Origin of the sequence: Bacteroides mediterraneensis (genome assembly GCF_025993685.1) — a bacterium.
GTDB lineage: Bacteria > Bacteroidota > Bacteroidia > Bacteroidales > Bacteroidaceae > Phocaeicola > Phocaeicola mediterraneensis_A.
The window spans coordinates 1,768,806-1,795,124 of sequence record NZ_DAJPEN010000001.1 but is presented as its reverse complement, the minus strand read 5'-3'; the positions used below and the strand labels follow the sequence as shown (position 1 = coordinate 1,795,124).

26 protein-coding genes and 4 tRNA genes are annotated in these 26,319 nt (G+C 41.9%); 8 read left to right on the top strand and 22 right to left on the bottom strand.

Annotated features, from left to right (window positions below; translation table 11 throughout):
- A complete protein-coding gene (locus OIM59_RS07585; RefSeq protein WP_303896018.1) occupies positions 1-1,494 on the top strand; it encodes a UxaA family hydrolase in 1,494 nt (497 codons plus the stop codon).
- A 166-nt stretch (positions 1,495-1,660) separates the two neighbouring features.
- Here the strand turns inward: OIM59_RS07585 and OIM59_RS07580 are convergent, their stop codons facing one another.
- The 21 genes from OIM59_RS07580 to OIM59_RS07480 all read right to left on the bottom strand — a co-directional run bounded on the left by OIM59_RS07580 (position 1,661) and on the right by OIM59_RS07480 (position 19,778).
- The gene (locus OIM59_RS07580) at positions 1,661-3,547 is read right to left on the bottom strand and encodes a M56 family metallopeptidase (RefSeq protein ID WP_303896017.1); all 1,887 of its coding nucleotides are present in this window, start codon (positions 3,545-3,547) and stop codon (positions 1,661-1,663) included.
- A gap of 60 nt (positions 3,548-3,607) precedes the next feature.
- A complete protein-coding gene (locus tag OIM59_RS07575; RefSeq protein WP_303896015.1) occupies positions 3,608-4,363 on the bottom strand; it encodes a TlpA disulfide reductase family protein in 756 nt (251 codons plus the stop codon).
- Positions 4,360-4,722, bottom strand: coding sequence for a BlaI/MecI/CopY family transcriptional regulator (locus tag OIM59_RS07570; RefSeq protein WP_148329847.1), 363 nt, complete (start codon positions 4,720-4,722; stop codon positions 4,360-4,362). The genes OIM59_RS07575 and OIM59_RS07570 overlap by 4 nt, the downstream gene beginning before the upstream one ends.
- A 151-nt stretch (positions 4,723-4,873) precedes the next feature.
- Positions 4,874-5,071, bottom strand: coding sequence for a hypothetical protein (locus tag OIM59_RS07565; protein WP_288354565.1), 198 nt, complete (start codon positions 5,069-5,071; stop codon positions 4,874-4,876).
- 270 nt (positions 5,072-5,341) lie between these two features.
- Positions 5,342-5,445: transfer RNA gene (locus OIM59_RS07560), tRNA-Gly, on the bottom strand.
- 1,068 nt (positions 5,446-6,513) lie between these two features.
- Entirely contained in the window at positions 6,514-6,831 is a 318-nt protein-coding gene (locus tag OIM59_RS07555) for a hypothetical protein (RefSeq protein ID WP_303896012.1), read from the bottom strand.
- 22 nt (positions 6,832-6,853) lie between these two features.
- Positions 6,854-7,153 carry a hypothetical protein gene (locus tag OIM59_RS07550; RefSeq protein ID WP_118485067.1) on the bottom strand — a complete coding sequence of 100 codons (300 nt, stop codon included), beginning with the start codon at positions 7,151-7,153 and terminating at the stop codon, positions 6,854-6,856.
- Between the two features lie 2 nt (positions 7,154-7,155).
- Positions 7,156-7,479 carry a hypothetical protein gene (locus OIM59_RS07545; RefSeq protein ID WP_303896009.1) on the bottom strand — a complete coding sequence of 108 codons (324 nt, stop codon included), beginning with the start codon at positions 7,477-7,479 and terminating at the stop codon, positions 7,156-7,158.
- Positions 7,480-7,925: 446 nt separating this feature from the next.
- Complete coding sequence (locus OIM59_RS07540) at positions 7,926-8,513, bottom strand: tyrosine-type recombinase/integrase (RefSeq protein WP_303896007.1); 588 nt, start codon at positions 8,511-8,513, stop codon at positions 7,926-7,928.
- 155 nt (positions 8,514-8,668) lie between these two features.
- Positions 8,669-9,115, bottom strand: coding sequence for a RadC family protein (locus tag OIM59_RS07535; RefSeq protein ID WP_303896005.1), 447 nt, complete (start codon positions 9,113-9,115; stop codon positions 8,669-8,671).
- Positions 9,116-9,125: 10 nt separating this feature from the next.
- Positions 9,126-9,398, bottom strand: a complete 273-nt coding sequence (locus OIM59_RS07530; RefSeq protein ID WP_299170784.1) for a hypothetical protein — start codon at positions 9,396-9,398, stop codon at positions 9,126-9,128.
- Positions 9,399-9,476: 78 nt separating this feature from the next.
- Positions 9,477-9,752 (bottom strand): Txe/YoeB family addiction module toxin, encoded by a 276-nt coding sequence (locus OIM59_RS07525; protein WP_303896003.1) that lies wholly within the window; start codon positions 9,750-9,752, stop codon positions 9,477-9,479.
- Complete coding sequence (locus OIM59_RS07520) at positions 9,740-10,030, bottom strand: type II toxin-antitoxin system Phd/YefM family antitoxin (RefSeq protein WP_303896002.1); 291 nt, start codon at positions 10,028-10,030, stop codon at positions 9,740-9,742. Before OIM59_RS07520 ends, OIM59_RS07525 begins: the two co-directional genes overlap by 13 nt.
- Before the next feature lie 116 nt (positions 10,031-10,146).
- The gene (locus OIM59_RS07515) at positions 10,147-11,166 is read right to left on the bottom strand and encodes a DUF3871 family protein (RefSeq protein ID WP_303896001.1); all 1,020 of its coding nucleotides are present in this window, start codon (positions 11,164-11,166) and stop codon (positions 10,147-10,149) included.
- A gap of 318 nt (positions 11,167-11,484) precedes the next feature.
- A complete protein-coding gene (locus OIM59_RS07510; RefSeq protein ID WP_303896000.1) occupies positions 11,485-13,095 on the bottom strand; it encodes a hypothetical protein in 1,611 nt (536 codons plus the stop codon).
- 166 nt (positions 13,096-13,261) lie between these two features.
- Positions 13,262-14,176, bottom strand: coding sequence for a hypothetical protein (locus OIM59_RS07505; protein WP_303895999.1), 915 nt, complete (start codon positions 14,174-14,176; stop codon positions 13,262-13,264).
- 169 nt (positions 14,177-14,345) lie between these two features.
- Positions 14,346-15,206 carry a hypothetical protein gene (locus OIM59_RS07500; RefSeq protein ID WP_303895998.1) on the bottom strand — a complete coding sequence of 287 codons (861 nt, stop codon included), beginning with the start codon at positions 15,204-15,206 and terminating at the stop codon, positions 14,346-14,348.
- Positions 15,207-15,283: 77 nt separating this feature from the next.
- Complete coding sequence (locus OIM59_RS07495) at positions 15,284-16,498, bottom strand: site-specific integrase (RefSeq protein WP_303895997.1); 1,215 nt, start codon at positions 16,496-16,498, stop codon at positions 15,284-15,286.
- Between the two features lie 119 nt (positions 16,499-16,617).
- Positions 16,618-16,690, bottom strand: a tRNA-Gly gene (locus OIM59_RS07490).
- 93 nt (positions 16,691-16,783) lie between these two features.
- A complete protein-coding gene (locus OIM59_RS07485; RefSeq protein WP_303895996.1) occupies positions 16,784-18,106 on the bottom strand; it encodes a cobyrinate a,c-diamide synthase in 1,323 nt (440 codons plus the stop codon).
- 4 nt (positions 18,107-18,110) lie between these two features.
- Positions 18,111-19,778: a formate--tetrahydrofolate ligase gene (locus OIM59_RS07480; protein ID WP_303895995.1), complete on the bottom strand. Its 1,668-nt coding sequence runs from the start codon at positions 19,776-19,778 to the stop codon at positions 18,111-18,113.
- Between the two features lie 177 nt (positions 19,779-19,955).
- On the opposite strand from OIM59_RS07480, the gene OIM59_RS07475 reads away from it, so the two are divergent.
- The 7 genes from OIM59_RS07475 to OIM59_RS07445 all read left to right on the top strand — a co-directional run bounded on the left by OIM59_RS07475 (position 19,956) and on the right by OIM59_RS07445 (position 25,545).
- Positions 19,956-21,131, top strand: coding sequence for an iron-containing alcohol dehydrogenase (locus OIM59_RS07475; RefSeq protein ID WP_303895994.1), 1,176 nt, complete (start codon positions 19,956-19,958; stop codon positions 21,129-21,131).
- A gap of 13 nt (positions 21,132-21,144) precedes the next feature.
- Complete coding sequence (locus OIM59_RS07470) at positions 21,145-21,636, top strand: pyridoxamine 5'-phosphate oxidase family protein (protein WP_303895993.1); 492 nt, start codon at positions 21,145-21,147, stop codon at positions 21,634-21,636.
- Positions 21,637-21,967: 331 nt separating this feature from the next.
- A complete protein-coding gene (locus OIM59_RS07465; RefSeq protein ID WP_299169228.1) occupies positions 21,968-22,540 on the top strand; it encodes a porin family protein in 573 nt (190 codons plus the stop codon).
- A 198-nt stretch (positions 22,541-22,738) separates the two neighbouring features.
- Positions 22,739-22,811: transfer RNA gene (locus OIM59_RS07460), tRNA-Lys, on the top strand.
- 33 nt (positions 22,812-22,844) lie between these two features.
- Positions 22,845-22,917, top strand: a tRNA-Lys gene (locus tag OIM59_RS07455).
- Positions 22,918-23,066: 149 nt separating this feature from the next.
- Positions 23,067-24,362: a DNA (cytosine-5-)-methyltransferase gene (gene dcm, locus OIM59_RS07450; RefSeq protein ID WP_299169226.1), complete on the top strand. Its 1,296-nt coding sequence runs from the start codon at positions 23,067-23,069 to the stop codon at positions 24,360-24,362.
- Positions 24,355-25,545, top strand: a complete 1,191-nt coding sequence (locus OIM59_RS07445; RefSeq protein ID WP_299169224.1) for a type II restriction endonuclease — start codon at positions 24,355-24,357, stop codon at positions 25,543-25,545. Before dcm ends, OIM59_RS07445 begins: the two co-directional genes overlap by 8 nt.
- On the opposite strand, the gene OIM59_RS07440 is transcribed toward OIM59_RS07445, so the two are convergent.
- Positions 25,529-26,041: a very short patch repair endonuclease gene (locus tag OIM59_RS07440; protein ID WP_299169222.1), complete on the bottom strand. Its 513-nt coding sequence runs from the start codon at positions 26,039-26,041 to the stop codon at positions 25,529-25,531. The genes OIM59_RS07445 and OIM59_RS07440 overlap by 17 nt on opposite strands.
- Between the last annotated feature and the right edge of the window lie 278 nt (positions 26,042-26,319).

Below are 26,319 nucleotides of genomic sequence, written 5' to 3'. Positions count from 1 at the left end.
ATGAAAACAACTTATCTGCGAATCAATCCGGCCGACAATGTGGCGGTGGCCATCGTTCCCCTTCGTGCGGGAGAGACCATCGAGGCAGACGGACGGACTATTACGCTGCGCACGGACGTGCCCGCCGGACACAAGGTGACACTGAAGGATTTCCGTGCCGGAGAAAATGTCATTAAATACGGCTACCCCATCGGTCACGTGATGAAGGACGTGCCCGAAGGTACCTGGGTGAGCGAAAAAGATATCAAGACCAATCTGGCAGGGCTGCTGGACTATACCTACACGCCGGTGGAGGTGCATACGGATATCGCCGTGGAGCATCGCACGTTCAAGGGCTACCGCCGCCGTAACGGCGATGTGGGGGTGCGTAACGAGATTTGGATTATCCCGACCGTGGGCTGCGTGAACGGTGTCGTGAACCAGCTGGCCGAAGGTCTCCGCCGCGAGACGGACGGTGGCAAGGGGGTGGATGCCATCGTGGCTTTCCCCCACAACTACGGCTGTTCGCAGCTGGGCGAAGACCATGAGAACACGAAGAAGATTCTGCGCGACATGGTGCTGCATCCCAACGCCGGAGCCGTGCTGGTGGTAGGTCTGGGATGCGAGAACAACCAGCCCGACGTGTTCCGGGAGTTCATCGGTCCGTACGATGAAGACCGCATCCGTTTCCTGGTGGCGCAGAAGGTGGACGATGAATACGAGGAAGGCATGCGCATCTTGCGCGAACTGTATGCCAAGTGCTGTCAGGACGAACGTACGGAGGTACCCCTCTCCGAGTTGCGCGTGGGACTGAAGTGCGGCGGGTCTGACGGTTTTTCCGGTATCACGGCCAATCCGCTGCTGGGCATGTTCTCTGACTATCTGATTGCACAGGGAGGCACCTCGGTGCTGACCGAAGTACCCGAAATGTTCGGGGCGGAGACCATCCTGATGAACCGCTGCCGCACGCCGGAACTCTTCCGGCAGACCGTGAACCTGATCAACGATTTTAAGGAATATTTCCTTTCCCACGGGGAGCCTGTGGGTGAGAATCCTTCGCCAGGCAACAAAGCGGGCGGCATCTCCACGCTCGAAGAGAAAGCCTTGGGCTGCACGCAGAAGTGCGGCAAGAGCTACGTGTCGGGCGTGATGGCCTACGGTGACCGTTTGCAGACCAAGGGACTCAACCTGCTTTCGGCTCCGGGCAATGACCTCGTGGCGGCTACGGCTCTCGCCGCTTCGGGCTGCCATATCGTGCTCTTCACCACGGGGCGCGGTACCCCCTTTGGTACCTTCGTGCCTACGATGAAGATTTCCACCAACTCTCATCTGGCGGTACAGAAGCCCGGATGGATTGATTTCAATGCGGGCGTCATTGTGGAAAACGAACCGATGGAGACTACCTGCCGTCGTTTCACCGACTATGTGATTCGGGTGGCCAGCGGGGAGTTTGTGAACAACGAGAAGAAGAACTACCGTGAAATCGCCATTTTCAAGAATGGAGTAACTCTTTGATAAACAATCGTTTATAAAAACCGCTGAAATTCATAAAAAAACGCAAGGACGTTTGTGGTAAAGCGTCCTTGCGTTTGGTCTGAAACGCCTTTACGTTTTACTTCAAACGCAAAGGCGTTTTCCTTTAAACGTACTTGCGTTTCAGTAAGAGCGCAAGTGCGTTTTTTTACTTCTTTTTGGTGGTGATGAGAATCACGCCGTTCTTCCCTTTTTTGCCGTATTTGGCCGTAGCCGACACATCTTTCAATACGGTAATGGATTCAATCTGCTGCGGGTCGAGCTTGTTCATCGTTTCGGTAGAGACTTCCGTTTCGTCTATCAGCACCAGTGGCGATGCTCCCTCTTTTCCCAGGTCGTCCTTGCTGTTCTGATGCATCCGGACGGTCGGCACATCGGCCGGAGCATCCGAATCCGTACCGTATGCCACTACGACTACATCATTCTTTCCTGCCTGCGGCTTATTCTTGGAACCCTCCAACATGAAAGTCACCGGGAGAGTAAATTTCACGGCAACCGCCTGACCGTGCTGCATGCCCGGTTTCCATTTCGGCATGGTGCCAATCACCCGGATGGCTTCCGCATCCAGCCACGGGTCGACCGGGCGGAGTACGTGAAGGTCGCTCAGCGAACCGTCCTTCTGCACGATGAACTGTACGATGACTCGTCCCTGCTTACCGGCTTCCTGTGCTTTGGTGGGGTATTTCACGTTGCGGGCCAGGAAGTTCAGACATTCCTTCATGCCGCCCGGAAATTCCGGCATTTGTTCCACCACGTCAAAGGTCCGGTCGTCCGAAGTCACGGCTTGCGGAACAGGTGCTACTACTTTCACATCTTTCTTTGTGTCACCTTCAGGCAGTACAATCGTCTGGTCGGCCTTCTTCAGGCAGTCCTTGACTGTCATCGTGACCGTACCCATACCAATGTAGGACACCTGGATGCTTTGGTCGGTAGCGGTTTCAAGCGTGAAGTTGCCGTTTTCGTCGGTAATGGTACCGTTGGTCGTATTCACCACGAGTATGGTTGCCGCGATGATGGGTCCTCCCTTTTCATCCACCACCTTCATCCTCAGGGTGACCTTTTCGGCAGGGTTCGACACATTTTTATCGGCATACGTTTCCAGAACTGCCGATAAATCATTAACTTTGACACTTGAAATCTCGTCCAGCGGTTGGGAGATTTCGGGACGGGCAAAGGCGGCCACGGTAACGGCTGCCAGCGGAAGTACATAGAGGTACTTGGCACGTGCCCACGGATTGGATTTTTTTCGAATCATCATAGTGATACGTTTTTTAAGTGAACTGTGATTAAAGCTGTTGGCAATAGAGTAGAGCCTTGCGCCAACGGCTTTTTTTATTAATAACATTTGATATTCTTTCGCATTGATGCCCTGACGGAGCACTTCCTCGTCGGCCTCGTATTCGTGGATGTTTTGCAATTCCTGCTTGAGCAGCCAGATGGCCGGGTTGAACCATTGCACCCAGGCGCAGAGCTCGGTCAGCAGTAAATCCCACGAATGGTGGTGACGGATGTGGGCCAGTTCATGTACCAGGATGTAGTGTCCTCCTTCCTTCAGGTCGGTTTCCGAAATCACGATGTAGAGCATCCAGCTGAAAGGGGCGATGTGGCGTTGGTGTATCACCAGCCGGACGCCGTAGTCCAGCTTCTCGCACCGGCTGTGGCGGATGAGGAAGAGCATGCGTCCCAACGACCAGAGGTGGCGGACAATGACGAACAGCAGTCCCGCGAAGTAGACCAGTACCAGTATTTCCTGCCAGCGGAGCGAGTGGCCCCCCTCTTCTACTACCGTCGCTCCTTGGTTCCACTGGTACATCAGCAGCAAGTCCTCCATCGACATCACTTGCATGTTTACCGGAGAAGCCTCCTTGACCGTGACCTGTATCAGAGGCAGCAGGCACGAGAGTACCATCACCCCCAGCAGGGCTATCCGGTTGAAGCGGTGGAAAGTCTCCTTGCTGAGCAGCAGGCGGTAGAACAGGTAGAACACCGCCAGGCAGACGGCCGATTTGAGTATGTAGACTAAAAAGGTTCCCATGACTTTATGTGTGTTTACAATTATTATTCTGTACCGGCTAAGGTCTTTTCTAATTTCTGTTTATTTCTCGGCCGATAATTGTCGGATAGTTTTCAGTAGTTCGTCACGTTTCTGCTGGTTGGTACCTATGGTGAGCTTTCGCACTACCCCCTGCTTATCAATCACTACCGTGGTGGGTGTCTGCTGTACGCCGAACATCTTCCACAACGCAGAATCGTTTGCTACCTGATGAAAGCGGAATCCCTGACGTTCCACAATCGTCTGTATCTGTTCGGGAGTGTTCCAGGTGACGGCCAGGTAATTCACATCAGGGCAGGCATCTAGCCATTTGCTCAGTTCGGGCATCTCGCGGATGCAAGGACCGCACCCCGTGTACCAGAAGTTGAGCACCAGCGGACGTCCCAGGGTATTGCGGTCAGTCCAGCGGGTACTATCGGTAGCCTGTACGCTGAAAGGCTTAATGTGCTCCCCTTCCTTCAGGGCCAGTTTAGAAGTGTGAGTAATCATTGACATAAACTTTACGTTTTCCTTCGCTTTCTCCAGCCAATAATCTGCATCCTTCACTTCAGACAGAGGAACGGCGTACGTCTTTGAATTCTCGCTAAGTTTGACGCCTGTTACCAGTATCATCATCCGTCCGTCTTCGCTCTTCAGAACTGCCATCTTGAGTTTTGCCCCATCCAGTTCGGAGGGCGTTTCCATGAAGAAACAGCCGTCTATCAGCAGTTTCGGTTCCTTTTTACTTTCCGTCTGTCCCCAGAAAGGCAGCATCAGGCTATATAGCAGCCACGTTGTCAGCAATATACGTTTTCTCATAGCCTTCCTTCTTCTACTTTCTGTATCAGTTCCTTGAGTTCCTCCACCGAAATGTCTTCTTCTTTCACCAGCGAGGAGACAGCCCCTAAGAAAGAGTTGTTGAAATATTTGGAGATGACCCCACGCAAGGTTTTCCGCCGGAATTCCTCTTCCGACACTACGGCATGATACTGGTAGGTATTACCAAACGCTGTATGCGACAGGTAACCCTTCTCTTCCAGCCCCCGTACAATAGTAGACAGGGTATTGAAATGCGGCCGGGGTTCATCGTAGAGTTCCACCAGCTGCTTGACGAACATGGGGCCTTTCTCCCAGAAAAATCCCATGATTTCTTCTTCTTTGGCGGTAAGTGTTTTCATATCCGTTTCATTTGGTTACCGCAAAGAACTAAAACTTTTAGTTTATAAACTAATTTTCATAGTTAAATAACTAAAAAGAGTAGTTATTTCCTTTTTTCCCCCCTCCGGACACTTCCGCTGAAGGCTGGTCCGAAGGGTGAATTTCTATTTCTCAGACTTGCGGAGGAAGCGGCTTGCGGTGTCCCGGAGCATCGAACTTGGCCGCTTTCTTGCCGTGTTTCTTCTTGGCATGTCCGGGAGGAACTTCTTTCTTGTGGGGAGGTCTCTTGGCGTGTCGCGGTGTCACGCACGAGGTAGTGCCCAGGCTGAGCAGCAAGCCGAACAGGGCAATCAGTAACTTTGCTTTCATAAAGATTTCGGTTTAGGGTTTTTGCGAAGTTACGAAAAAAGAATTATTTCTCACACTATCTGAATATATTGGAAGAATAATGGTTTGATTATGGATTATTGGGAATACAAAGGTTGCAAGGGCTCCGGGGAATACAGCAAAGAAGATGACCACCTTTACGGTAAGGTGTAAGGAATGGGCAACAAGGCCTTGATTCTTTATGAAGGGAGTATATCAAAATAAAAAAATCAGAAGCTTACATTATATAAGCCTCTGATTATCAACGGGAGCGGCAAGCGGGACTCGAACCCGTGACCCTCAGCTTGGGAAGCTGATGCTCTTCTTCGGCTCCCAAAAGCTTCGCTTTCGGTAGCTACCAACTGAGCTACAGCCTTTTATCCACTCTTTCTGATAATTTATTATTCAGGTTTTACAAGACTGGTTTAACTCTTGGTTTAACTCAGCAAGTAAACAAGAAGTATTCAACAATAAATTAATAATCTCTTACGGCTGAAACCGCACTACAAATTTAGCGATTATAACCTGTACAGGCAATCAATTCGATATATTTATAATGAAAAGGACAATCCCTTTATGAAGAAAGGTTATTTCAATATTCTTGCCCAATAAAAGCAACATAGAAATGCTGTCTCATTTAAAACAATAAACGAAGGAAATCCAAGGAATCACCAAAGCTATTAGCATGAGTAGCAAACAGTAATTCTTTACTCTTTTCTTCTTGATGTTGTAAACAAGGCTTGGTATAAGTATTGATATGCTAACTATTAACAGCCAGTTCTCAATGGTATTAATGTATTCCAGTCTTTCCTTGTAGATTGAATTATATAAACGACTATATCTTTCTTCTTCTGTTATCAAACTATGTATAAATGCTCTGACTGCACAAATGCCCATTGACAGACAAACAGGTATTTTTATATCTTCCAAGAATCTCATATTCCCAATAGCTGAAAAATAAATGAACTGACATTATTATCAACCATTACCAATAGTTTAGGAACTATAAACAGTAGCAACAAAAGTAGGCTTTGTATCCAGTTCTTTTGAGTAATATGATATATAGCCACGCCTGTTATAAATGCTCCAATAACCCACCATGAAATCTCATATTGCTTTAGTAGATATTCATCATGGTAAGGTAATGGTTTACTTATAAAGATAAACCCCAATATCCATATAATATAGATAGCTTTCCAGTCTGTACAGTATGTTAATAGTTTCACTTTTCCTAATTTTACAATGGCTTTAAAACTACTTTATCTGGACTTCCATTAGTTTTATGGCTTGTCCAGATAAAGCATTTAGTTCTGATAGTTTATCTTTTTAAGATAGAAGTAAATTTTGTTTGTAACTTTTAGTGTTTTGATAAAATGCTATTCCTATTATAAATAAAAAGTACCCAATTATGTGCTTTCATTAGATTACGAGAATTATTGTGCTTTTTATAGGTTTGTCTTTGCAGCTAATAATAAAGATGCTCCAGCCGTTAAATCCATGCTATCAAAATTCTTTATAATTGGAATCATGTTATTTCTTATATATGAATCAGAAATTGGCTGTTTGCATCCTTGGGCATATTCTTTAAAAAAGTAATATAAACAATTGTCGCTTTCTTGTTCTGAAAGATTTTCTTGTACTTTGAGTAAGTAATGAATAGCTTTAAGTTCCTTTGCCATCTTAAATTGGTCATTAAGATGTCCACTTACCATCATTATTCCAAAAATGGAAGACATAATTTTTTTCTGTTGAATTTCATTCATATCAGTATGTATTAAGGTTGTATTATAATAATTCTTCTGCTTGCTGGACTAAAGATGCAGCTATTCCATGCAAATCCATTATTGTCATTTTTTTACCTTTAAAATAATAAGGTGCAAGAAAGACGCTTCGCCCTGAACTTTGTACAATATCTGCTATTTCACTCATAAGTACACTTACAGTTCCACATTCAACTCTAAGTCTTTCTTTGTTAGCAGAATAAGGATATTGTAACTCACTTGCTATATAATCAAGTTTTGGTTCAAGCTGTTTAATTAAAGCATTGATGCGTCCAATAGCATTGTAGTTTGAAAAGAATCCCATAATTATATTTGTTTGTCAATCATTCCACATTCTGTTAATATTTCATTTAAAATAAAAGCCATTTGTGGGTCATTCATTTTACCACCATTTAAATATGAATTTAGTAGGTGTTGTTGTGCAGTCTTTTTATCTTCTCTATTCATATTTCTAAGAACTCTATAAATTTCTTCTTTGGTACTATTTTGAATAGCAGACATGGCATCTTTAACGTCTCTTATTCCTAATTTAATTAACTCATTATTTATGCAGCTTAATCCTGCTGGTTTTGTAAAGTCAATAAAAAATAAAGCAAGTCCTGCTGTGTAAAGCTTTTCAGTAGTAGTCATTTTATATTAAAATAATGCTTATCTGTTCCCTTGGATAAGCTATTAATAAAAAACATTGGAGAACTTATAATCAAACTACTGTCTGATTATCAATGCTTATAATTTTCTTGCAAATATATTAATATATTCTTTATCAAATAAACATAAAAGGAATGAAAGTGTATGAATCCTTGATTTTTAACAATCTGGAAAGGATTTGGAACATATATACTCTTTATACGGCTATATCTTTGGCTATTTACAAACAGCTATCTCCAGTATGGTTTATAAGAGTTGAAATAGTTCTAAAGTTTAAAAACTTATGGATTTGACCTGTTACTATAAGGCTGAAATGCCAAACACAAATAATCAGACTTTAGGTATAGCTGGAGTTTAAAATTTGGGTAGGACAAACTTTGATTGGGGTATATAATCTAACCTTGCTCTTGATTTGTCCTACCTGTAGTTTAGAAATTCAAAGATTCATAAGTCTGCAATATTTCTTCCTGCCTCAATCCCAAGTATCTTTTAGTAATGGCTACAGAACTATGATTGAAAAGTTCCATCAGTTTTACTAATGCCAGCTCTGAATTTTCACTATTCATATTGTAGACCTGTCTACCAAAAGTCTTTCTAAGTGAATGGCAGGAAAAGTTCTTAATCTTTAGCCTGTACTTCTTCTTAATCTCTTTAAGAATGATATTTATTCTCTGGACTGAAAAGACTGTGCCTTTCTGACTTACTAAGATTGGTGCATTTATTCCAATTGGGTTTATATGCTCGTAACATTCTCTTATATGTTCCTGTAACTGCGGATTCAGTCTTATGGTTCTTTGCTTTCCTGTCTTTTTCTCAATTACAGAAAACTCGTCAGTACCTAATATCTGCTTCCATCTTAAAGCCAGAATATCAGAAATTCTCAGTCCTGTAAAACAACCTAAAGCTATAAGAAGTGATATTTTATAATTATCATCTTTAGCCAGTTTCCTGATAAGATTCATTGCATCTGACCAAACAAGATAGTCTGCTGTTGTGCTTGAATATTTAAGTGACATAATGTTCTGTTTTATAAGTTAATGAATAAAAGTGAATATTATTTTTGAGTTGGATTTACTAACTCATTGATTTATAAGGAAACATTCACTAATTATCAAAGTGAATATTATAAAGTAAGGACACCCAACTAAAATATTGAGTGCCCTTATTTATGTTACAGTATTCCTTCATCTGCAAAACTGTAGTATTCTGTATCTGAAATGATGATATGGTCTAAGATTTTTATTCGCATGAAATTTGATGCTTCCCTTATCTGTTTTGTAAGCCTTATATCCTCTGGGCTTGGCTTTAAATTTCCACTTGGATGATTATGTGCCAGAATTAAAGCTACGGAATTTGTAAGTAGTGCAGCTTGAAAAATAAGTCTTATATCTGCAATCGTTTCTGTCAGTCCTCCCTCTGAAATTAGAGTATATCCTAAAATCTGGTTGGCTTGATTTAGGAACAGGACTTTGAAATATTCCTTGTAGCATATCGTTCCTTTCTTATATGTGGAAAACATATATTTATAAGCATCCTCTGAGCAGGTTACTTTTTGCTGATTTTTGAATTTGGGTTTGTAGGAAAGTTTCACTTCTCCTACTTTATAATCTATATTCATAATGTCAATTTTAAAAAGGTTTGTTTCCATATTTATAATCCAGTATAGAATTACAGATTCTATCATAAAAGGAGAATCTGTAACCTGTATAGAAATAGCTATGATAGGCTGCTTGATATTCATGCTGCAATTCTTGATTATTTCTAAACATATCATCCAATTTATCTAAGGAATGTTTCAATGCCTGTACTACCTTTATATATCTGAGGTTGTTATCCACTTCGCCCAAACGGTTTTCTAAATCTCTGATATGGTCTATAAGTTTATCTATCTGTTTATCCATGATTGTAAGTATTGGTAGAAATAAAAAAGGACAACTAACTTAATAGCTGTCCTTTCTTCAATATTAGTAATATGTGTGTTATTTCTTGGAATAATGGTATCTCATAGAGAATATGTAAACCTCTATTATATCATTATGCACGAAGTAAACAATTCTAAGCTCTGCATTGATTCTTCTTGACCATTTGCCTGCCAGTTCATATTTAAGCGGTTCTGGTTTTCCTATTCCTGTGTATGGGTGTGCGGCAATATCTTCCAATAAAGTTTTGATTTTGTTTAAGATAGCCTTGTTTCCGCTTTGGGTAAAGTATAGATAATCTTTCCGTGCCTGTTCCGATAATGTTATTCTGTACATGTTGCCCGTTTTAAGAAATCCTCTATGCTTTCACCTTCCTTTTGGGATATAGAGTTACCGTTCTTAATATCCTCTTCACCTTTATGTATTGCTTCCATTGTATCGGGTGACGACATGATGTACTCTGTTTCTTTTAGAGAATTGTATTCATCCAAAGAAATCATTACTACTCCTTTGCCATTCCCACGATTGACAACTACGGTATCATAATCGTCAATGACCGCATCAATGTAGCTTTTCAAGTTGGCTCTTAAATCTGTGTAATTGGCTGTTCTCATAAATCCTCCTTTGTTATAATGCAAAGATATGTACTTATTTGCGTACTTACAAATATAAATGGTTAATTATTTGATATTTAAGAAAAGGACACCCATGAAGAATGCCCTTTTCTCTCTCAATCAATGAACCATTTATATCTCTCATCACCATGTAATGCTGAATTAATTCCTAAAGCCATTTCAGTAGCATTTAAAGAACGGTCTAAGAATGAATCAATATAGCTTGACTTGTTGGCTCCAGTCAACAGGTTGTAGAATTTCCACATATTAAGCTCACTTCCGAAGCTGCCAAAGTTTTCATCATTGATGTATGCCTTGGCTACACTGTTTATCTGTGTATCAGTAAGCGACATTCTGGGTAGTGCTTTCTGGTAGCCTGTTGGCAAGCATTGATAAAGTCGCATTCTGCCTATTATCTGGCAGAACTGGTGTTCACTCATGGAAGTGTTGCCTAACTGCTGCATCAGATAAAGATGTCTGGCTGGATTGTAGTTGCTGAAAAGTTCCAGTGCTGCACGATATAATTCTGTAGTGTTACTTACCCTCAAATCTTCCTTGTAACCATCAGTAAAGATGCACATGTTACAGCAGACTTGATTTTTGAATCCGATAGCCAAACGGAACAACTCTGGAACTTTCTTTGAATATAGATTCATCTGGTTGTAAGCTCTTACTCCTACGATGGAAAGATTCAGCTTGTTTCCTCCCACAGTTTCATAGATAGTAGGAATATCAATGCTGAAAGCTGCCCTTTCATAGTAGATAGTCTTATCTGATTCCAAAAGTTGATTGGCTGGCTTGTGGATTGCTTTTGGGATTCTGCCTTTAATGATGTGGCTTGTTCTGATTGTGGCCTGTTCCACCTTTTCACCACTAAAGAAAGACTGTGCTGCATCCTGTATGGTTTCCACAAACTGGGCATGATTGATAGTAAGCTCATTGTCCTTAGAGAACACTGGAGTAATGCAATCATTCTTCAAATGATTCAATGTCACTTCCTGTGTGTTGGCTTCGATAAAATGATTGGCTGGCTTTACTGGCTCGTCCATAATAACGGTAGCTTCTTCCGCATATTCACCCAAATTCATTCTTTCGCGATTCTGTGCCATAGCTGGCATAATAACTAAATTTCTCATAATGATAAATTGTTTAAATGATTATTGATTGAATTAACTCCAGAGCAATGAATCGCCCATGAAGCAATGAATTGCTTCGATTCCCTCTTGGTACGATTACAAATACTCTTGGTACATTTATAGGTGTGATACGATTAGGCTATTTATATTATCTATGTATTTGTGTATCATCCTATAAAGTCTATCAATGATGTGAGGTGAATAGTAAAATTTATAATGAATCTGGGGGGTGGGCAGGTGTCTACCAATTTTCATTTTTCTATTGAATAGTGTGAGGGGGTATAAAATTGTGGTATGCCCCCTCTTGTAATTTAAATATCAAATTTCACCTAAAGCTAATTTAATAGATTTGATAGTCCGTAAACGTTTCAGCTCTTGTATTCCCAGCTTACGGTAAGCCCTGCCTAAAATAGGGTATTCATGTTCTATATCAATGGTTTGTAAGTCAAATGTCATTGGATTTGCTTTGATTTCACAATATCGTTTATGTAATTCTCTGAATTGTGGCTTTACAATTAACTCCTTGACAAACTTCTCAGGTGCGATATGCCATTTACCTTTAGTTGTTACTACTCCAGACTGAGCATAAGTTTCTCTTAATGATTTATCTGATTGATAAACCACAGTAGCAATATAGTAACTGTAAAGTTGCAACTTGGCTACCATATCATTAACGATAAATTTATTCTCTTGATAAGATAGGTAAGATTCAACCCCAACTTTCTTAATTTCATTAACCTGTTGCTTGATTGCAGGTTCTGATAGCTTGGCATTATTAAGCATATCAGCCCTTTCTTGTGCAGCTTTAATTTCCTCGTTCACTATCTGCTCCATTTCTTCAAATGTCGTGTAATGGTCAGTAGCTTTAGTATTGAAGATATGGACTACCTTATTTCTAAATGGATTGGACTTGGTTCTGATTCTCCCTACAATTTGAGGTATATCCATATCAATGCTGACCAATGTGTGCCTGTTTAAAACATTGCTGACCACAAAGCATAATCCAGTTTCAGAATAGAAGTCCACACCTTCAAATGATTTTGAAGTTATAAAGTTGAACTTTTTGGGTGTATCAGTTGAACTGGATATGGTATATCCTTTCAATGTCATTCTATTTTTATCATTATCTGCACATATAATCCTGTAATCATCTTCCGTTAGCTGTGTTTGTTTTAGTATTGCTTTTATCTCTGTAACACTATTGATAAAGAAATAGGCTTCTTTACTTTCCTTGCCGTTTACATTCAAAAATCCTTTTGTTTGATAAACCTTAATAAATTGTGCTGCAATCATATATGGTTTATCTGTATGATAAGGATAAACAGTTATATCATCAACCTCATTCCAGTCGGCTATATGTTCAGGTATTCCATTAAATATAGTAGGTTTCAAAACTTCTGGAATAGGTGTGGCAGATATGAAACAATAAGATTTAAATTCCTTGAAGTGAGCAAGAACACCATCTATAGCCTTATTCCTGAATGAATACTGTTTAAGGAAATTATGATATTCATCAATCAATAATTTAAACTCCTTTGGATTGATAAATTCAACTAACTTATCTATTTTATCATAAGTACAAATTATTTTCTTTATTCCTGTAGTAGATAAGTAGTCTTTTAATTTCCGTTTAAGTTCATAGGTGAAATTCCCATATAAGCCAAACAGATTACTAATTACTGGGCTTAATCCTGCTTTACGTTCACTTCTTTTCCAGAATTTCATATTTCCATTTATTCCTTTAACAGGGTAACATTTATTTTCTATAAGCTCTGTTGTTGGAACGGCTATAATATAGTTTTTGTTATTAGTAAGCGCAATAGTTGTTGCACCACATCCTGTTTTCACCTTATTAAAAATGCAATTATCAGGAAAATCATTCATAATAAGAAATCCATCTTTTTCTTGAATATCTAACTTGGTTACCATATATTATTGTCTTTTAAGAAACTGTTAGCTCCAATACCAATAAATGAACAAAGGCTATGTCTAAAGTTCATAAAAGGTATAAATTGAGGTAGTTCTATAAGGCTGAAATGCCAAACTACAAAATTTGGAGTAGAGAAGCCCACCTGTCACATGGGCTTCAAATTAGTTAAGCAGCCTGTTTTTCCTGCATTTCACAAATAAACAAGACTAATTCAGCCACCAAACAGCTCTCTTTCTCATGGCATTCACTCATCTTATATGTCGTTATGATTGATGCTGGAATTTTAGCCAATGCGTCAAGAACAGTTTCTAAATTGAACTGTCGGATAGTTGTATTAATGGAATTGATAGCATATCTTTTGCCTTTTTCCTGCTTCCCAAAGACCATTTCAACCGATTCTATTAGTTGTTCTGCTTCTTCTTCCGTTCTCTTTAATTCAGGAATATCCTTTACATTTAAACCCATAGCCAACTGCATTGTTTGTACCTGTTTCAGTTTTACATCAAAAAACGACATGGCAGTATTCATAGGAATACTATGTTTCTTGGCAAAATTGTAAATTGAATTATAGGTCGGATTTTTAGATGCAATGGATGCAAAACCTAAAGATTCAACATTGTTGGGTTTACGGCTATAAAGTGTTGTGTTACCTATAACCTGTCCGTATTCCTGTAGAGAGTTAAATTTATGAATCTCAACATTCTGTAAGATTTCATCTACTTCAAATCTCCAATAAGTATCAGCGGTATCGCATGGAACATAAACATTTGGTGTGTCTTTAGGAATGATATTTCCATTTGCATCTTTCAACTCTATTCCCTCATTCCAGAATATATCAGCATTTCCTAAATGGAAAATTACGTCCAGCATTTTCTCTTTATCAATAAGAGAAATCAGGTCTGCTTTATCTTTAGGTCTTTCCATGTTATAGGTGGAATATCCCAAAATTATGTTTTCTACTGTGCCATTGATATTGGCTTTTACTGTTTTATAAGTTGCTTCTTGTTTCATGTCCTTATTATTTTTGTTGTTTACTACTACGTTTACATTCTCAACTAATTTATTATTAATATTTTCCATCATTTTTATCTTTATTGGGTTTTAATTTATCATTCAATCATCAAGCCTATGCGCACTTGGCTTTCTGATTGTACTGCAAAGGTAGGAGCAATATATTGAAGCAAGAAGAAAAATAGAGGAAGAGGATTTAGGGAAACTAACGCTTTAGTTTTCCCTAAATAATAATATGTTAGAAATCAAGAGGATAATCAATATAGTTAGAAATGCTTGTTGGAGTAGTATCTGTGCATTTCTTTATATTATCAGCTATGCGTTTTCCTATATTATCATAGTCTTTTATATATTCTTTTCCATTAATAAAAACCGTTCCATATAATTTTATTTTAAACTTGTTCTTTGTAGTTATGGGTGTAGGATTGTATTCCGTTAAATATGATTCTTCCGTAACAAAATTCCCCAAAAACAGAAGTTTTCCAATAAATGTCATTTTGCTGGGCTTCCGTACTTTTACATGGTTATCTAAGAAGTACCTGAACATCTTAACAAATAACGTTATTTTTTTTATTTCATGCTTACCTTTTTCATCTATGATTGTTTGATAGAACTTGATATTCATTAAATTATTATTGGGCTGTTGAATTAGTATCTCACAAAAATCTTTGAACGCTTTTATAAATACAGGATTTTTTAGGCTAATTCTCTTATCAGAGGTTACAGTTATATTAATATCATTGCTATTTTCAATTAACGAAATGCACTCTTTACAGAAATCATTTATTGAAAGTTTTTCTGTATTTGTATCTTCATAAAAACAACTTTCTGTGAAATCTGTAATAAATAAAAACAATAGCCATAGTTTATTTGAATCCAGTTGGTAGATATTTATAGTAGATTTGATTTTTTCATTTTGGCTATATTCTTGATAGGCTTTTTGAAATGTATCATTTAGAGTTTCGTATCTTGCTTTAAAAATGCTTTTAGCATGAATTGAAGCATTAAGTCTGGAATATTCATCATTAAATTCTGGTAAGTGGCAATATTCCATAGCAACGAAAGTGATATATTCAAGATTTTCTTCTGTTAGTTCCATTGTTAATAATTATTGGTTTATATGCAAAAGTAAAAAAGAAAATCCCACTCACAATAATTGCAACTGGGATAATCATTTTATAGTAAATTCTTCATTGCATCATCTACTTGTTCGTTATCAAAGCTATCAAGGTAAATTTGAGTAGTCGCTAAATCTGAATGCCCCAATGCTTCACTTATCAATGCTATGTTTACCCCAGATTTTTTAAGAACACTTGCAAATGAGTGGCGGGCAACATAGGTTGTAACGTTAGCTTCAACCCCAAGTTGTGCTGCAAGCAGTTTTAGATTCTTATTGACTTTACCAAGTATCTTGTGTATTCTGTTCTGTTTCTGTAAGGCGGTTTTGTGAACCTTACTATCTAAAATCGGGAATAAATAGCCTTTGCCAGTTTTTGAATATTTCTCTATTATCTGCATGGCTTCCTGTGGTATTCCTATCTTTATTTGTTTTCCTGTTTTCTGACGGATATAGTGTAGTCTACCACTTTGAATGTTCTCATTTGTTAAATTAGCTATGTCTGTGAAATTGATTCCACCACATAAATAACTAAACACGAATATGTCTTTGCTCAATTCCATATACTGCTGCTTTCCAATTGGCTGCACCTCTGTTATAAATTTCAGTATGTCGGTTTTGGCAATAGCTCTTTTTTGAGTTGTGGTATTAAACTTGTTGATTTTATATTCATTAAAAGGATAATCAGAAGCTCGGGCACATTTGGCATTGATAGCTTTATTGTATGCACTCCGTAAGGTACGAAACAATAGACTGATAGTTGTTTCTTTATTTCCTTTGGAGCGTAACCACTTTTCATATTTAGTTAGCCACATGGTGTCTATATCACTAAATGGAATATCCAGTTTTCCTTTAGTAAAAGTTTTGATAGAATTCAAAGACCCTTTATATATGAGACGGTTTCCACATTTATTCTCACAAGCATATTGTTCAATTAAATTGCAATAAAACTCCTCTACTGTTTTCAATTTGAACGTGGCACAATCTTTATTCAGCAAGGTTGAAACGGTATAATCTTTCTGTTCGCAAGTTAGCTGTAACATGCGTTGCTGAAATTCCATCTGCTTATTGAGAATAATTTTCTGAATGTATTCCTTATTCGGACAACATGCTTTAAGTGTGTTTTTCTTAAAGTCCCAATATTTAGGATTTATTGATATTCCTAAACTTTGGTATTTCTTTTTACCGTTTTTACAAATGCGAAGCATTAAAGGGTGTTCGCCATTAGATAAAATCTTAGATGTGTAACATACGACATTTACAGTTGCATTCATCGTTTATTCTGGTTTAACTCTCAGTTTAACTCACATGGCTAAATCATAGGTAAAACCAACCTGTTACAAAATAAAAAAATCAGAAGCTTACATTATATAAGCCTCTGATTATCAACGGGAGCGGCAAGCGGGACTCGAACCCGTGACCCTCAGCTTGGGAAGCTGATGCTCTACCAACTGAGCTACTGCCGCGATTTGGTGATGCAAAGATAGAATTAATTTTTTAGAATCCTCTTTTTTCTTCATTTTTTTTCGCCTGAAAAGCAGAAAAAAGAGGCTGCCGACCTACTCCCAGAGTTTGTACAGACTGATTTCTCCCCAATAATTGTGGACAGAAGTGGCGATGCAATTCTTGTAGCGGAAAAAGTACGACCCGGGCATCTCCCCTCCCTTGGCATGGCAGACCGATGTCTGGAGCGAAGCGGCTTCTTCTGTCGGCACGAGGTCGAAATAGCGATACTCATATCCTTTCAGCTTGAGTTCCCGATAGGAAGTCTGGCGGTATCCGTTGTATGGACGGTTGTCTTTCACGCAGACGGAATAAGGAAGGATGCCGGCCATCTCGTAGGCCGTTCCGCCGGGACGTGCGGTCAAGGTCTGTCCCAACAAGGCCATTCCTCCCCCTTCGGCCAACAGCTTTCCACCGTTTTCCACGTACGCGTGCAACTGTTCCATCAGGCGTTTCCGACGGTGCAGCTGGCGGGCAAACAGTTCCGGATAGCCGCCGGGCAAGTAGACGATGTCCGCTTGAGGCAGTTCGCTGCCGAACACCGGACTAAAACGGATGATTTCTCCTTGAATGCGGTCGATGCTTCTCCGGTACAGGAAAGGAAAGGCCGGGTCGGAAGCCAGGGCAATCCGCAGTTTTCGGGCACCAATCCATGCCTCTGTTTCGGTTTCCGAAATGTAAGGAAGTGAGTACGCACAAGGGAAGATACGGGTACTGAGATTCAACAGCTTGGGCAAGTCGACATGCTGCGCCAGTTGTTCGGCCACCTTCTGGAAAAGCTGGTCGAGACTCTTCCGGAGCGGCAGGGTAAGCGCCTGATGCCGGGGAGGAAGGCCTGCATCTTCCAGTAAAGGAAGATAACCCAGACATTCCACCCCCGCCTCGGCACAGGTTTCGCGCAGGAAACCATATTGGGCAGCCGAAGTGACCTGATTGAAAATCACTCCGGCTATTTTCAAATCTGTATAGAAATGCTTGAAGCCTTGCAGCATGGCTGCCGTGGAGTAGCCCGCATTGCGCGCGCTGACCACCAGCACCACCGGTATTCTTATCAGACGGGCCAGTTCGGCCCCGCTTCCTTGCGCCTTCCGGAAACCGTCGAACAGTCCCCCCTTCCCTTCTACAAGGCATACATCGGCCTTTTCGCCATAACCGTTGTAGAGGGTTTGCAGATGGGTGTGCGAGGCCATCCACGCATCCAGATTGGCCGGTTCGTGGTCTGTGGCCAGCGCATGATAGCGCAGCTCAGCCAGCTCCGGTCCGCACTTGAACGACTGCACATGCAGGCCGCGGTTACGCAACGCCCGCATCAGTCCCAAGGCCACGAGGGTCTGCCCGCTTCCGGGCATCAGGGCTCCGACAAGAAACTGTGGCTTCATCGGCTTACGACAATCCTTCTATTTCTCCGTTCACGATGTCGATGTGCAATGCCTGCGGCTCTTTCGGCAATCCCGGCATACGCATCATTTCTCCAGCTACCACTACCAGCATTTCCGCTCCGGCGTTGATGACGATGTCACGCACGGCGAAGTTGAAACCGGAAGCCACCCCGTAGAGTTTCGGGTCGGTAGAGAAAGAATACTGTGTCTTGGCAATGCAGACCGGGAAATGCGTATATCCCAAATCCTTGATCATCTGTATCTTCTTGCGGGCAGCCGGGCCGAACAGCACCTGTTTGGCTCCATACAATCCGCAGGCAATCTTGGTCACTTTCTCTTCTACGGAATCCGTTTCGTCGTAAGTGAAGGTGAGCGGCTGCGACGGGTTGTGTTCGATGGTGTCTACCACCAGGTTAGCCAAGTCGACGGCACCTGCTCCCCCTTCCATGAAGGCGTTGTTGATGGCGAAGCCCACGCCGATTTCCTCACAGTGACGGCGCACGAAGTCGAGTTCTTCGTCGGTATCGTTGGCGTAACGGTTGAAGGCCACCACTACGGTCTGGCCGAACGACTGGAGGTTGTCGATGTGCTTGTCGAGGTTCTTCACTCCTTCTTTCAAACCTTCCATGTTCGGTTCCTTGATTTTGTCTACATCCACACCACCGTGCATCTTCAGTCCCTGCGCCGTAGCCACGATGACCGTCAGTTTCGGCTGGAGACCCGCCTTGCGGCATTTGATGTTGTAGAATTTTTCCGCACCCAGGTCGGCACCGAATCCGGCTTCTGTCACTACATAGTCGCCGAAGGTCATGGCCAGCTTGGTAGCCAGTACGGAGTTACATCCGTGGGCGATGTTGGCAAACGGTCCGCCGTGTACGAAGGCCGGTGTATGTTCCGTAGTCTGTACCAGGTTGGGCGACAACGCATCTTTCAGCAGCACCGTGATGGCACCTGCCACGCCCAGGTCTTTCACCGTGAAAGGCTTGTTGTCGATGGTGAATCCCAGCAGGATGTTCTCGATGCGGCGGCGCAAGTCGTCTTCGTCTTTTGCCAGACAGAGGATGGCCATGATTTCAGAGGCCGGCGTGATGTCGAAGCTCGATTCACGGGTGATGCCGTTGGTCTTGCCTCCCAGTCCTGTCACGATGTAGCGCAGGCCGCGGTCGTTCACGTCGAGCACACGGTTCCAGAGCACTTCCTTCATGGCGAAGCCGTTGTCCTTGTTCTGGTACATATAGTTGTCGAGCAGGGCCGTAATCATGTTGTGGGCCGAAGTGATGGCGTGGAAGTCACCCGTGAAGTGCAGGTTGATCTTGTCCATCGGGAGCACCTGTGCATAACCACCTCCGGCAGCTCCACCTTTCATTCCGAAGCAGGGACCGAGCGACGGTTCGCGCAAGGCACAGAAGGCCTTCTTGCCGATTTTGTTCAGTCCGAGTGCCAGACCGATGGAAACAGTAGTCTTTCCGATACCGGCCTTGGTCGGCGTGATGGCCGTCACCAGAATCAGGTTGCTCTTCTTCACCTTTTCCTCATCAATCAGTGTTTCAGGAACTTTGGCAATGTAACGTCCGTAGTTGGAGATTTCCTCTACCGGAATGCCATACTCGCGTGCGATTTGTTTAATCTTTGTCAGCTCAATGCTGCGTGCTATTTCGATATCCGATTTCATTAGGGCAGTTTTTAAGTTTGTGCCGCAAAGATACAAAAAGCCCCGCGCCGAGGCAAATGGAATTTCCAGTTTTCTGACTAGAGGATACCGAGGTGTGTCGTTTTTCCTATAAAAAATACGGAGAAATTCTGTAACTTTGTCCAACAAAGCATATAAACCCTATAATCTGTAAGCAATATGAATAACTTCGATTTTTATAGCCCGACCGAATTCGTGTTCGGGAAAGGCACAGAGAGCCGGACGGCAGAGCTGGTGAAGAAATACCACGGCACGAAAGTGCTGATTGTCTACGGCGGCGGTTCCGTGGTGCGCAGCGGACTGCTCGACAAGATTAAGAAGGAACTCGATGAGGCGGGCATCCCTCACGTGGAACTGGGAGGTGTACAGCCCAACCCTACCGACCCGAAGGTGTACGAAGGCATTGACCTGGGACGCCGCGAGCAGATTGATTTCCTGCTGCCTGTGGGCGGCGGTTCCGTCATCGACACGGCCAAGGCCATCGCCATGGGTATTCCTTACGAAGGTGATTTCTGGGATTTCTATATCAATAAGGCCGTGCCGCAGAAAGCGGTTCCCCTAGGCGTGGTGCTCACCATCCCGGCAGCCGGAAGCGAAGGTTCCGGAAACACGGTCATCACGAAGCTCGACGGGCTGAAGAAGCTGAGTGTCCGCACGCACGGCCTGCTCCGCCCCACCTTTGCCGTGATGAATCCGGAGCTGACCTACACCCTACCCGCCTGGCAGACGGCTTGCGGGGTGACCGACATGATGGCACACATCATGGAGCGTTATTTTACTAACACCGAAGACCAGGAAGTGCCCGACCGCATGTGTGAGGGTACGCTCAAGGCCATCATCACGGAGGCCCTCCGGGTGATGAAGGAACCGACGGACTACGGGGCCCGTGCCAACCTGATGTGGGCCGGTACCATCGCCCACAACGGAACGTGCGGCGTAGGGGCCGTGGAAGACTGGGCTTCGCACTTCATGGAACACGAGGTGAGTGCAATATATAATGTAACGCACGGGGCCGGACTGGCGGTGATCTTCCCGGCCTGGCTCACCTACATGGCCAGCCATCATGTGGGCAAGGTGGCCCAGTATGCCAACCGCGTATGGGACGTGCCCGAGTCGGACGACAAGAAAGCCATGGCCTTGGAGGGAGTGGCCCGCCTGAAAGCCTTCTTCCATGCTATCGGCATGCCTGTCACCTTCAAGGAACTGGGCATCGAGCATCCGGACATCGACCTGCTGGTAAAGAAACTGCACGAGAACAAGGGGCAATACGTGGGCTGCTACGTGCCGCTGGATGCACAGGCTACCCGCGAAATCTATGAACTGGCCAACCAATAAAAGCGGAGGGATTATGGAATACAACAATCAGGACGTGCGCAGGCAGGACCGCCTGCTCGACGAGACCCGCGCTTTTGAAATCCTGCGCGACGGTGAATACGGCATCCTCTCCATGCAGAGCGAAGACGGAAACGGAGCCTACGGCATTCCGATTAATTATGTGTGGGACCGTGGAAACTCTATCTACATTCATTGTGCGCCGGTGGGCCGCAAGCTGCGTTGTATCGACGCCTGCCCCAACGTATCGTTCTGCGTGACGGGACGGAGCCGCGTCATCCCCGACAAGTTCACTACGGGCTACGAAAGCGTGGTACTGCAATGCACGGCCTATCACAGTCTGCACGAAGCGGAACGGATGTCGGCCCTCTCTCTTCTGCTCTCCAAATACTGTCCCGACCATAAAGTCCAGGGAATCGAGTATGCCAACAAGTCGTTCCCTCGCACGGAAATCATCCGGCTGGACATCCAGAAGGTGAGCGGAAAGACCAAGAAAATGGGCCTCTGACAGGAAAATTCTGGGAATACTGAAGATTGCCGGAAGACATCCGACAACCGGTGAGAATGCCTTTACGTTTGATTGCAGATGTAGAGGCATTTTTTTTAGGCCTTAAAAAAGGACAGATAATCTGGCTTTTTTATCGGATAACCTGAAATGGAAGTTTTTTTATCTCCTCCCTTGTTTTATAAAGTTTGATAATTTGAAATGTTTTTGTAAATTTGTGTACAATCACAAAACGAAAGTGGGCTTTCTCTTATCTAGGTGAAAGTAGCCCCTCCGCTTTCGGGAAAAACAGATTGGTTCAAGGGGACGGAACCTAAACTAAACCGATGATATTATGAAAAAGTTCTTCATGACGGCCATATTGGCAATGTTTGCATTGGCTGGTTTTTCTCAGGCAAGATGGGATGCCCGCGTAGGCGTGAACTTCAGCAACCTGACCAAGGTGAAAGAAACAAAAGCATTGCCCGGTTTTACGCTGGGGCTTGGCATGGATTATGGTATCAATGAAAGCTGGTCTTTCCAGTCGGGCCTGATGTTTGCCTCCAAGGGATATAAAGTGAAAGATATATATAAAGAAAGACCCGTCTATCTTGACATCCCCATTTTGGGTGCGTATAAGATCAGTGTCAGCGAAAACACCAAGTTTGTCATCAATGCCGGTCCGTATCTGTCTTTCGGGCTGGGCGGAAAAACGAAATACGATAAAGGAGGCGACCACAAAGTTTTCGGTGATGAAGGCTGGAAGCGTTTTGACCTGGGCATCCAATACGGTATCGGCTTCGAGCTGAGCGACCATTATCTGGTGAATCTGACAGGACAGCACGGGTTCATCTGTCCGTGGGATGTGGATGAAGGCGACAAACCTAAGAACATGAATTTCGCCATCAGCCTGGGATATCGCTTCTGATGTAGAATCCAAATCTGTTATTATGTAAATAAAACTGCAAGGTCGGCTGGATTTTTTTCCATGCCGGCCTTTGTTATATCTGTCTTATAACCAGTCAGTCGGGGGATATTTGAAAAAAATAGTGTAAAATAAACTGTAGAAATGTTTGGCTGTTTCAAACAAAAAGTTTACCTTTGCACTCGCAAATGAAAAAACGATGCACTCTTAGCTCAGTTGGTAGAGCAACTGACTCTTAATCAGTGGGTCCAGGGTTCGAATCCCTGAGGGTGTACAAATTTCGGAAAGTTTGACAATTATAGTGGATGCACTCTTAGCTCAGTTGGTAGAGCAACTGACTCTTAATCAGTGGGTCCAGGGTTCGAATCCCTGAGGGTGTACCGAAGCCGTGAGGCAAAATGAGGAAGTTCTAAAAATCATTCGATTTTTAGAACTTTTTTTATGTCTCTACCCTTTCTTGGGCATTATACTTTCTTTTATCTTCTCAAAGAATTATTCTATCTTTGTGGTTGAATTACTGAATGAATTTATGAATAAAATATTATCCAATATACATTTATCCGATTTTCCGGAGAAAATCTCTATTACAGAAACTTCTGGTGGTAAAGTACAGGTATATATGTATGGTCCGAAATCATATGACAATCAGCTGGCTGTAATTACCCATTATTTGCATAACCGGGAGTTCATTAAAGATTTTTCTGTAAAACAAGCCCATAAATATTTAAGAGAATATTTGGAATATAAATTCCCCAAAATAGAAATAACAGAAGGGGTTTTGCGTGATCCTTTGCAAGAAGGATTATTTAATGATTTCTTTCAGATACCTTTCCCGGATCCTAAAGATTATAAGTTTACATTCATTGATTTATTTGCTGGAATGGGTGGCTTTCGGTTAGCTATGCAAGCCCAAGGTGGAAAATGTATATTTTCGTCTGAATGGAATCCTTTTGCTCAAAAAACTTATATGGCAAATTTTGGAGAAATGCCTTTTGGAGATATTACGAAGGAAGAAACTAAGAGATATATCCCTGAACATTTTGATGTATTATGTGCGGGGTTTCCATGTCAGCCATTTTCTATCGCTGGAGTATCTAAGAAAAAAAGTCTAGGTAGAGAAACTGGTTTTCGTGATAAGACACAGGGAACTTTATTTTTTGATGTAGCTGAAATATTAAGCCGTCATAGGCCAAAAGCGTTTTATTTGGAGAATGTCAAGAATCTTGTTTCACATGATAAAGGAAACACATTTAAAATAATTCGTTCCACGCTGGAAGAGTTAGAATATTCCATACATTATAAAGTGATGGATGGTAAGGACTATGTTCCACAACATAGAGAGCGTATTATGATTGTCGGTTTTGATAAAAGACGCTATCATGGATTAGAACATTTCGAGTTTCCAAAAGCGGATAATCCCATTCGGAAGATACGGGATATCTTAGATTATGATCCGGATTCTAAATATACACTTTCTGATAAATTATGGAACTATTTACAGAATTATGCAGAAAAGCATAAAGCGAAAGGTAATGGGTTTGGATTTGGTTTGGTAGATTTAGATGGCATAAGCCGTACTTTAAGTGCAAGATATTATAAAGATGGTTCCGAAATATTGATTCCACAGGGAGAAGGAATAAATCCTCGCCGTTTAACTCCGAGGGAATGCGCCCGTCTGATGGGATATCCAGATGAATATATTATAAATAAGGTCTCTGATGTACAAGCATATAGACAATGCGGTAATTCGGTGGTTGTTCCTCTCATTACGGCTGTATCAGAACAATTGGTTAAGACAATGTTAAACGCACAAATTTATGAGTGAATTATTAAATAAGGCAATTGAGAAAGTACAAAATGCGAAATATGCCTTTTGTCGTTTTATCACGGCCAACGATACGGGGAAAAACGGTTCACATCAATCTGGATTTTATATTCCAAAATGTGCCGCTCCTTTGCTGTTTGATAAACCTGGAGTAAAAGGGGAAAATAAAGATAAATATGTGAAAGTAAAGTGGCAGGATGATTTTACGACCGATAGCCGTTTTATTTATTATGGGCAAGGCACACGTAATGAATATAGAATTACGCGATTCGGAAGGTCTTTTCCCTTTTTTGAAGAAGATAATGTGGGGGACTTGTTAATCTTGGCGCAGCAAGAAGAGGAGTATTATTCTGGTTTTGTATTGCAGAATGACCAAGATATAGATGATTTTTTTGCATTCTTCAACCTTTCTCCGGAGAGAACAAATCAATTGATAGATCTTTCTCAATCTATTCCTCCCGAAGAATTGTTGAAGACAAAGATTCAAGAAATAGTTTCTGTATATACGGATTTCCCGGAAACAATCCAAATGGCCCAGCTTGCTAGAAATGCCTACAATGATGTTCATGGTATTACGGATTCTATTATTTGCAGTAATCCTGATTTACAGTTATTGAATTGGATTGATACGGAATACAGCTTGTTCCGCTGTTTTGAAGAGAAAATATATGCCCCAATTTATAGTAGTCCGTTTGCTAACTGCCAAGAACTGATAAAATTTTCCAATGCCATCCTGAATCGCCGTAAATCAAGGGCTGGCAAGTCATTGGAGCATCATCTGGCCACTATATTTACGTCTGCCAACTTGAAATTTGAGGAACAAGTTATTACGGAAGATAATAAGAAGCCTGATTTTCTATTTCCTGGTGGAGAGGCCTATCATAATTTGTTGTTTCCAACGGAGAATTTAGTTTTTCTGGGAGCAAAAACGACTTGCAAGGATCGTTGGAGACAAGTTTTAAATGAAGCAAACCGTATAGAGACCAAATACTTGTTTACTTTACAACAGGGAATCTCTAAAAATCAATTATTGGAAATGAGACATGAACATTTAAAACTTGTTGTACCTAAACCATATAAAACATCGTTTGATAAAGATTTCCAAGCTGAGATCGAAACCTTGGATTCATTTATAGAAATAGTTAAATCAAAACAAAAGAGTTCGTCTATTTATTCTTTTTGAGAATTGGTGTATATGTTTCAGCTTCTTCAGCTACTAAGCTGGAGAAGTTGTCTTGTGTAGATACGGGAGTTTTGAACTTTTCCAGAAAGAGATGATTGATATAATATTCTATTTCCAATAAAGTTTGTTCTCTTACGGCTGGTTTTAACTGACATTCCCAAATTGTCATTACATGCCACCCTAATTCTTTTAATTTAAGTTTGTTCTTTTGGTCTCGAATTTTATTTTGCTTGATCTTTTTCTCCCAAAAACTTGTATTGCTATGGGGAATATGGCTGTCTATTTCATGTCCATGCCAAAAGCAACCGTGGACAAAAATTACAATTTTATATTTATATAATACGATGTCCGGAGTTCCTGGAAGGTCTTTTACGTTTTTACGGTAGCGATAGCCTCTATGGTATAGGTAATGACGCACGATTAATTCGGGCTTTGTGTCCTTACTCTTGATTCTTGCCATGACGGCTGATCGTTTTTTAGGGTCCCAAATATCCATAATAATGTGTTTCTTGTAAAGTTACCAAATATCGTGGATTTTTTATAAATAGGATAAGAAATTTTATACAATTCATAAGGGTGCATACGACAAGAGAACCCTTTTCTTTCGGCTATCTGAAGATTGCAAGGAATTTCAGCGACTGATAAGACACAGGGCCCCTCCCCTTTTGGGACGAGGGATATGCCTCATGGGGCGTGGCGTATTCCGGAAGGCGGACATTCGGACAAGGATGAAACTGAAACCCTTTGGCAAAGAGAGAAAAGAGCCGTTAGGCT

Coding starts and splice junctions, on each gene's coding strand:
- OIM59_RS07585 (WP_303896018.1), top strand. CDS start 1: ATGAAAACAACTTATCTGCGAATCAATCCGGCCGACAATGTGGCGGTG.
- OIM59_RS07580 (WP_303896017.1), bottom strand. CDS start 3,547: ATGGGAACCTTTTTAGTCTACATACTCAAATCGGCCGTCTGCCTGGCG.
- OIM59_RS07575 (WP_303896015.1), bottom strand. CDS start 4,363: ATGAGAAAACGTATATTGCTGACAACGTGGCTGCTATATAGCCTGATG.
- OIM59_RS07570 (WP_148329847.1), bottom strand. CDS start 4,722: ATGAAAACACTTACCGCCAAAGAAGAAGAAATCATGGGATTTTTCTGG.
- OIM59_RS07565 (WP_288354565.1), bottom strand. CDS start 5,071: ATGAAAGCAAAGTTACTGATTGCCCTGTTCGGCTTGCTGCTCAGCCTG.
- OIM59_RS07555 (WP_303896012.1), bottom strand. CDS start 6,831: ATGAATGAAATTCAACAGAAAAAAATTATGTCTTCCATTTTTGGAATA.
- OIM59_RS07550 (WP_118485067.1), bottom strand. CDS start 7,153: ATGGGATTCTTTTCAAACTACAATGCTATTGGACGCATCAATGCTTTA.
- OIM59_RS07545 (WP_303896009.1), bottom strand. CDS start 7,479: ATGACTACTACTGAAAAGCTTTACACAGCAGGACTTGCTTTATTTTTT.
- OIM59_RS07540 (WP_303896007.1), bottom strand. CDS start 8,513: ATGTCACTTAAATATTCAAGCACAACAGCAGACTATCTTGTTTGGTCA.
- OIM59_RS07535 (WP_303896005.1), bottom strand. CDS start 9,115: ATGAATATAGATTATAAAGTAGGAGAAGTGAAACTTTCCTACAAACCC.
- OIM59_RS07530 (WP_299170784.1), bottom strand. CDS start 9,398: ATGGATAAACAGATAGATAAACTTATAGACCATATCAGAGATTTAGAA.
- OIM59_RS07525 (WP_303896003.1), bottom strand. CDS start 9,752: ATGTACAGAATAACATTATCGGAACAGGCACGGAAAGATTATCTATAC.
- OIM59_RS07520 (WP_303896002.1), bottom strand. CDS start 10,030: ATGAGAACAGCCAATTACACAGATTTAAGAGCCAACTTGAAAAGCTAC.
- OIM59_RS07515 (WP_303896001.1), bottom strand. CDS start 11,166: ATGAGAAATTTAGTTATTATGCCAGCTATGGCACAGAATCGCGAAAGA.
- OIM59_RS07510 (WP_303896000.1), bottom strand. CDS start 13,095: ATGGTAACCAAGTTAGATATTCAAGAAAAAGATGGATTTCTTATTATG.
- OIM59_RS07505 (WP_303895999.1), bottom strand. CDS start 14,176: ATGGAAAATATTAATAATAAATTAGTTGAGAATGTAAACGTAGTAGTA.
- OIM59_RS07500 (WP_303895998.1), bottom strand. CDS start 15,206: ATGGAACTAACAGAAGAAAATCTTGAATATATCACTTTCGTTGCTATG.
- OIM59_RS07495 (WP_303895997.1), bottom strand. CDS start 16,498: ATGAATGCAACTGTAAATGTCGTATGTTACACATCTAAGATTTTATCT.
- OIM59_RS07485 (WP_303895996.1), bottom strand. CDS start 18,106: ATGAAGCCACAGTTTCTTGTCGGAGCCCTGATGCCCGGAAGCGGGCAG.
- OIM59_RS07480 (WP_303895995.1), bottom strand. CDS start 19,778: ATGAAATCGGATATCGAAATAGCACGCAGCATTGAGCTGACAAAGATT.
- OIM59_RS07475 (WP_303895994.1), top strand. CDS start 19,956: ATGAATAACTTCGATTTTTATAGCCCGACCGAATTCGTGTTCGGGAAA.
- OIM59_RS07470 (WP_303895993.1), top strand. CDS start 21,145: ATGGAATACAACAATCAGGACGTGCGCAGGCAGGACCGCCTGCTCGAC.
- OIM59_RS07465 (WP_299169228.1), top strand. CDS start 21,968: ATGAAAAAGTTCTTCATGACGGCCATATTGGCAATGTTTGCATTGGCT.
- dcm (WP_299169226.1), top strand. CDS start 23,067: ATGAATAAAATATTATCCAATATACATTTATCCGATTTTCCGGAGAAA.
- OIM59_RS07445 (WP_299169224.1), top strand. CDS start 24,355: ATGAGTGAATTATTAAATAAGGCAATTGAGAAAGTACAAAATGCGAAA.
- OIM59_RS07440 (WP_299169222.1), bottom strand. CDS start 26,041: ATGGATATTTGGGACCCTAAAAAACGATCAGCCGTCATGGCAAGAATC.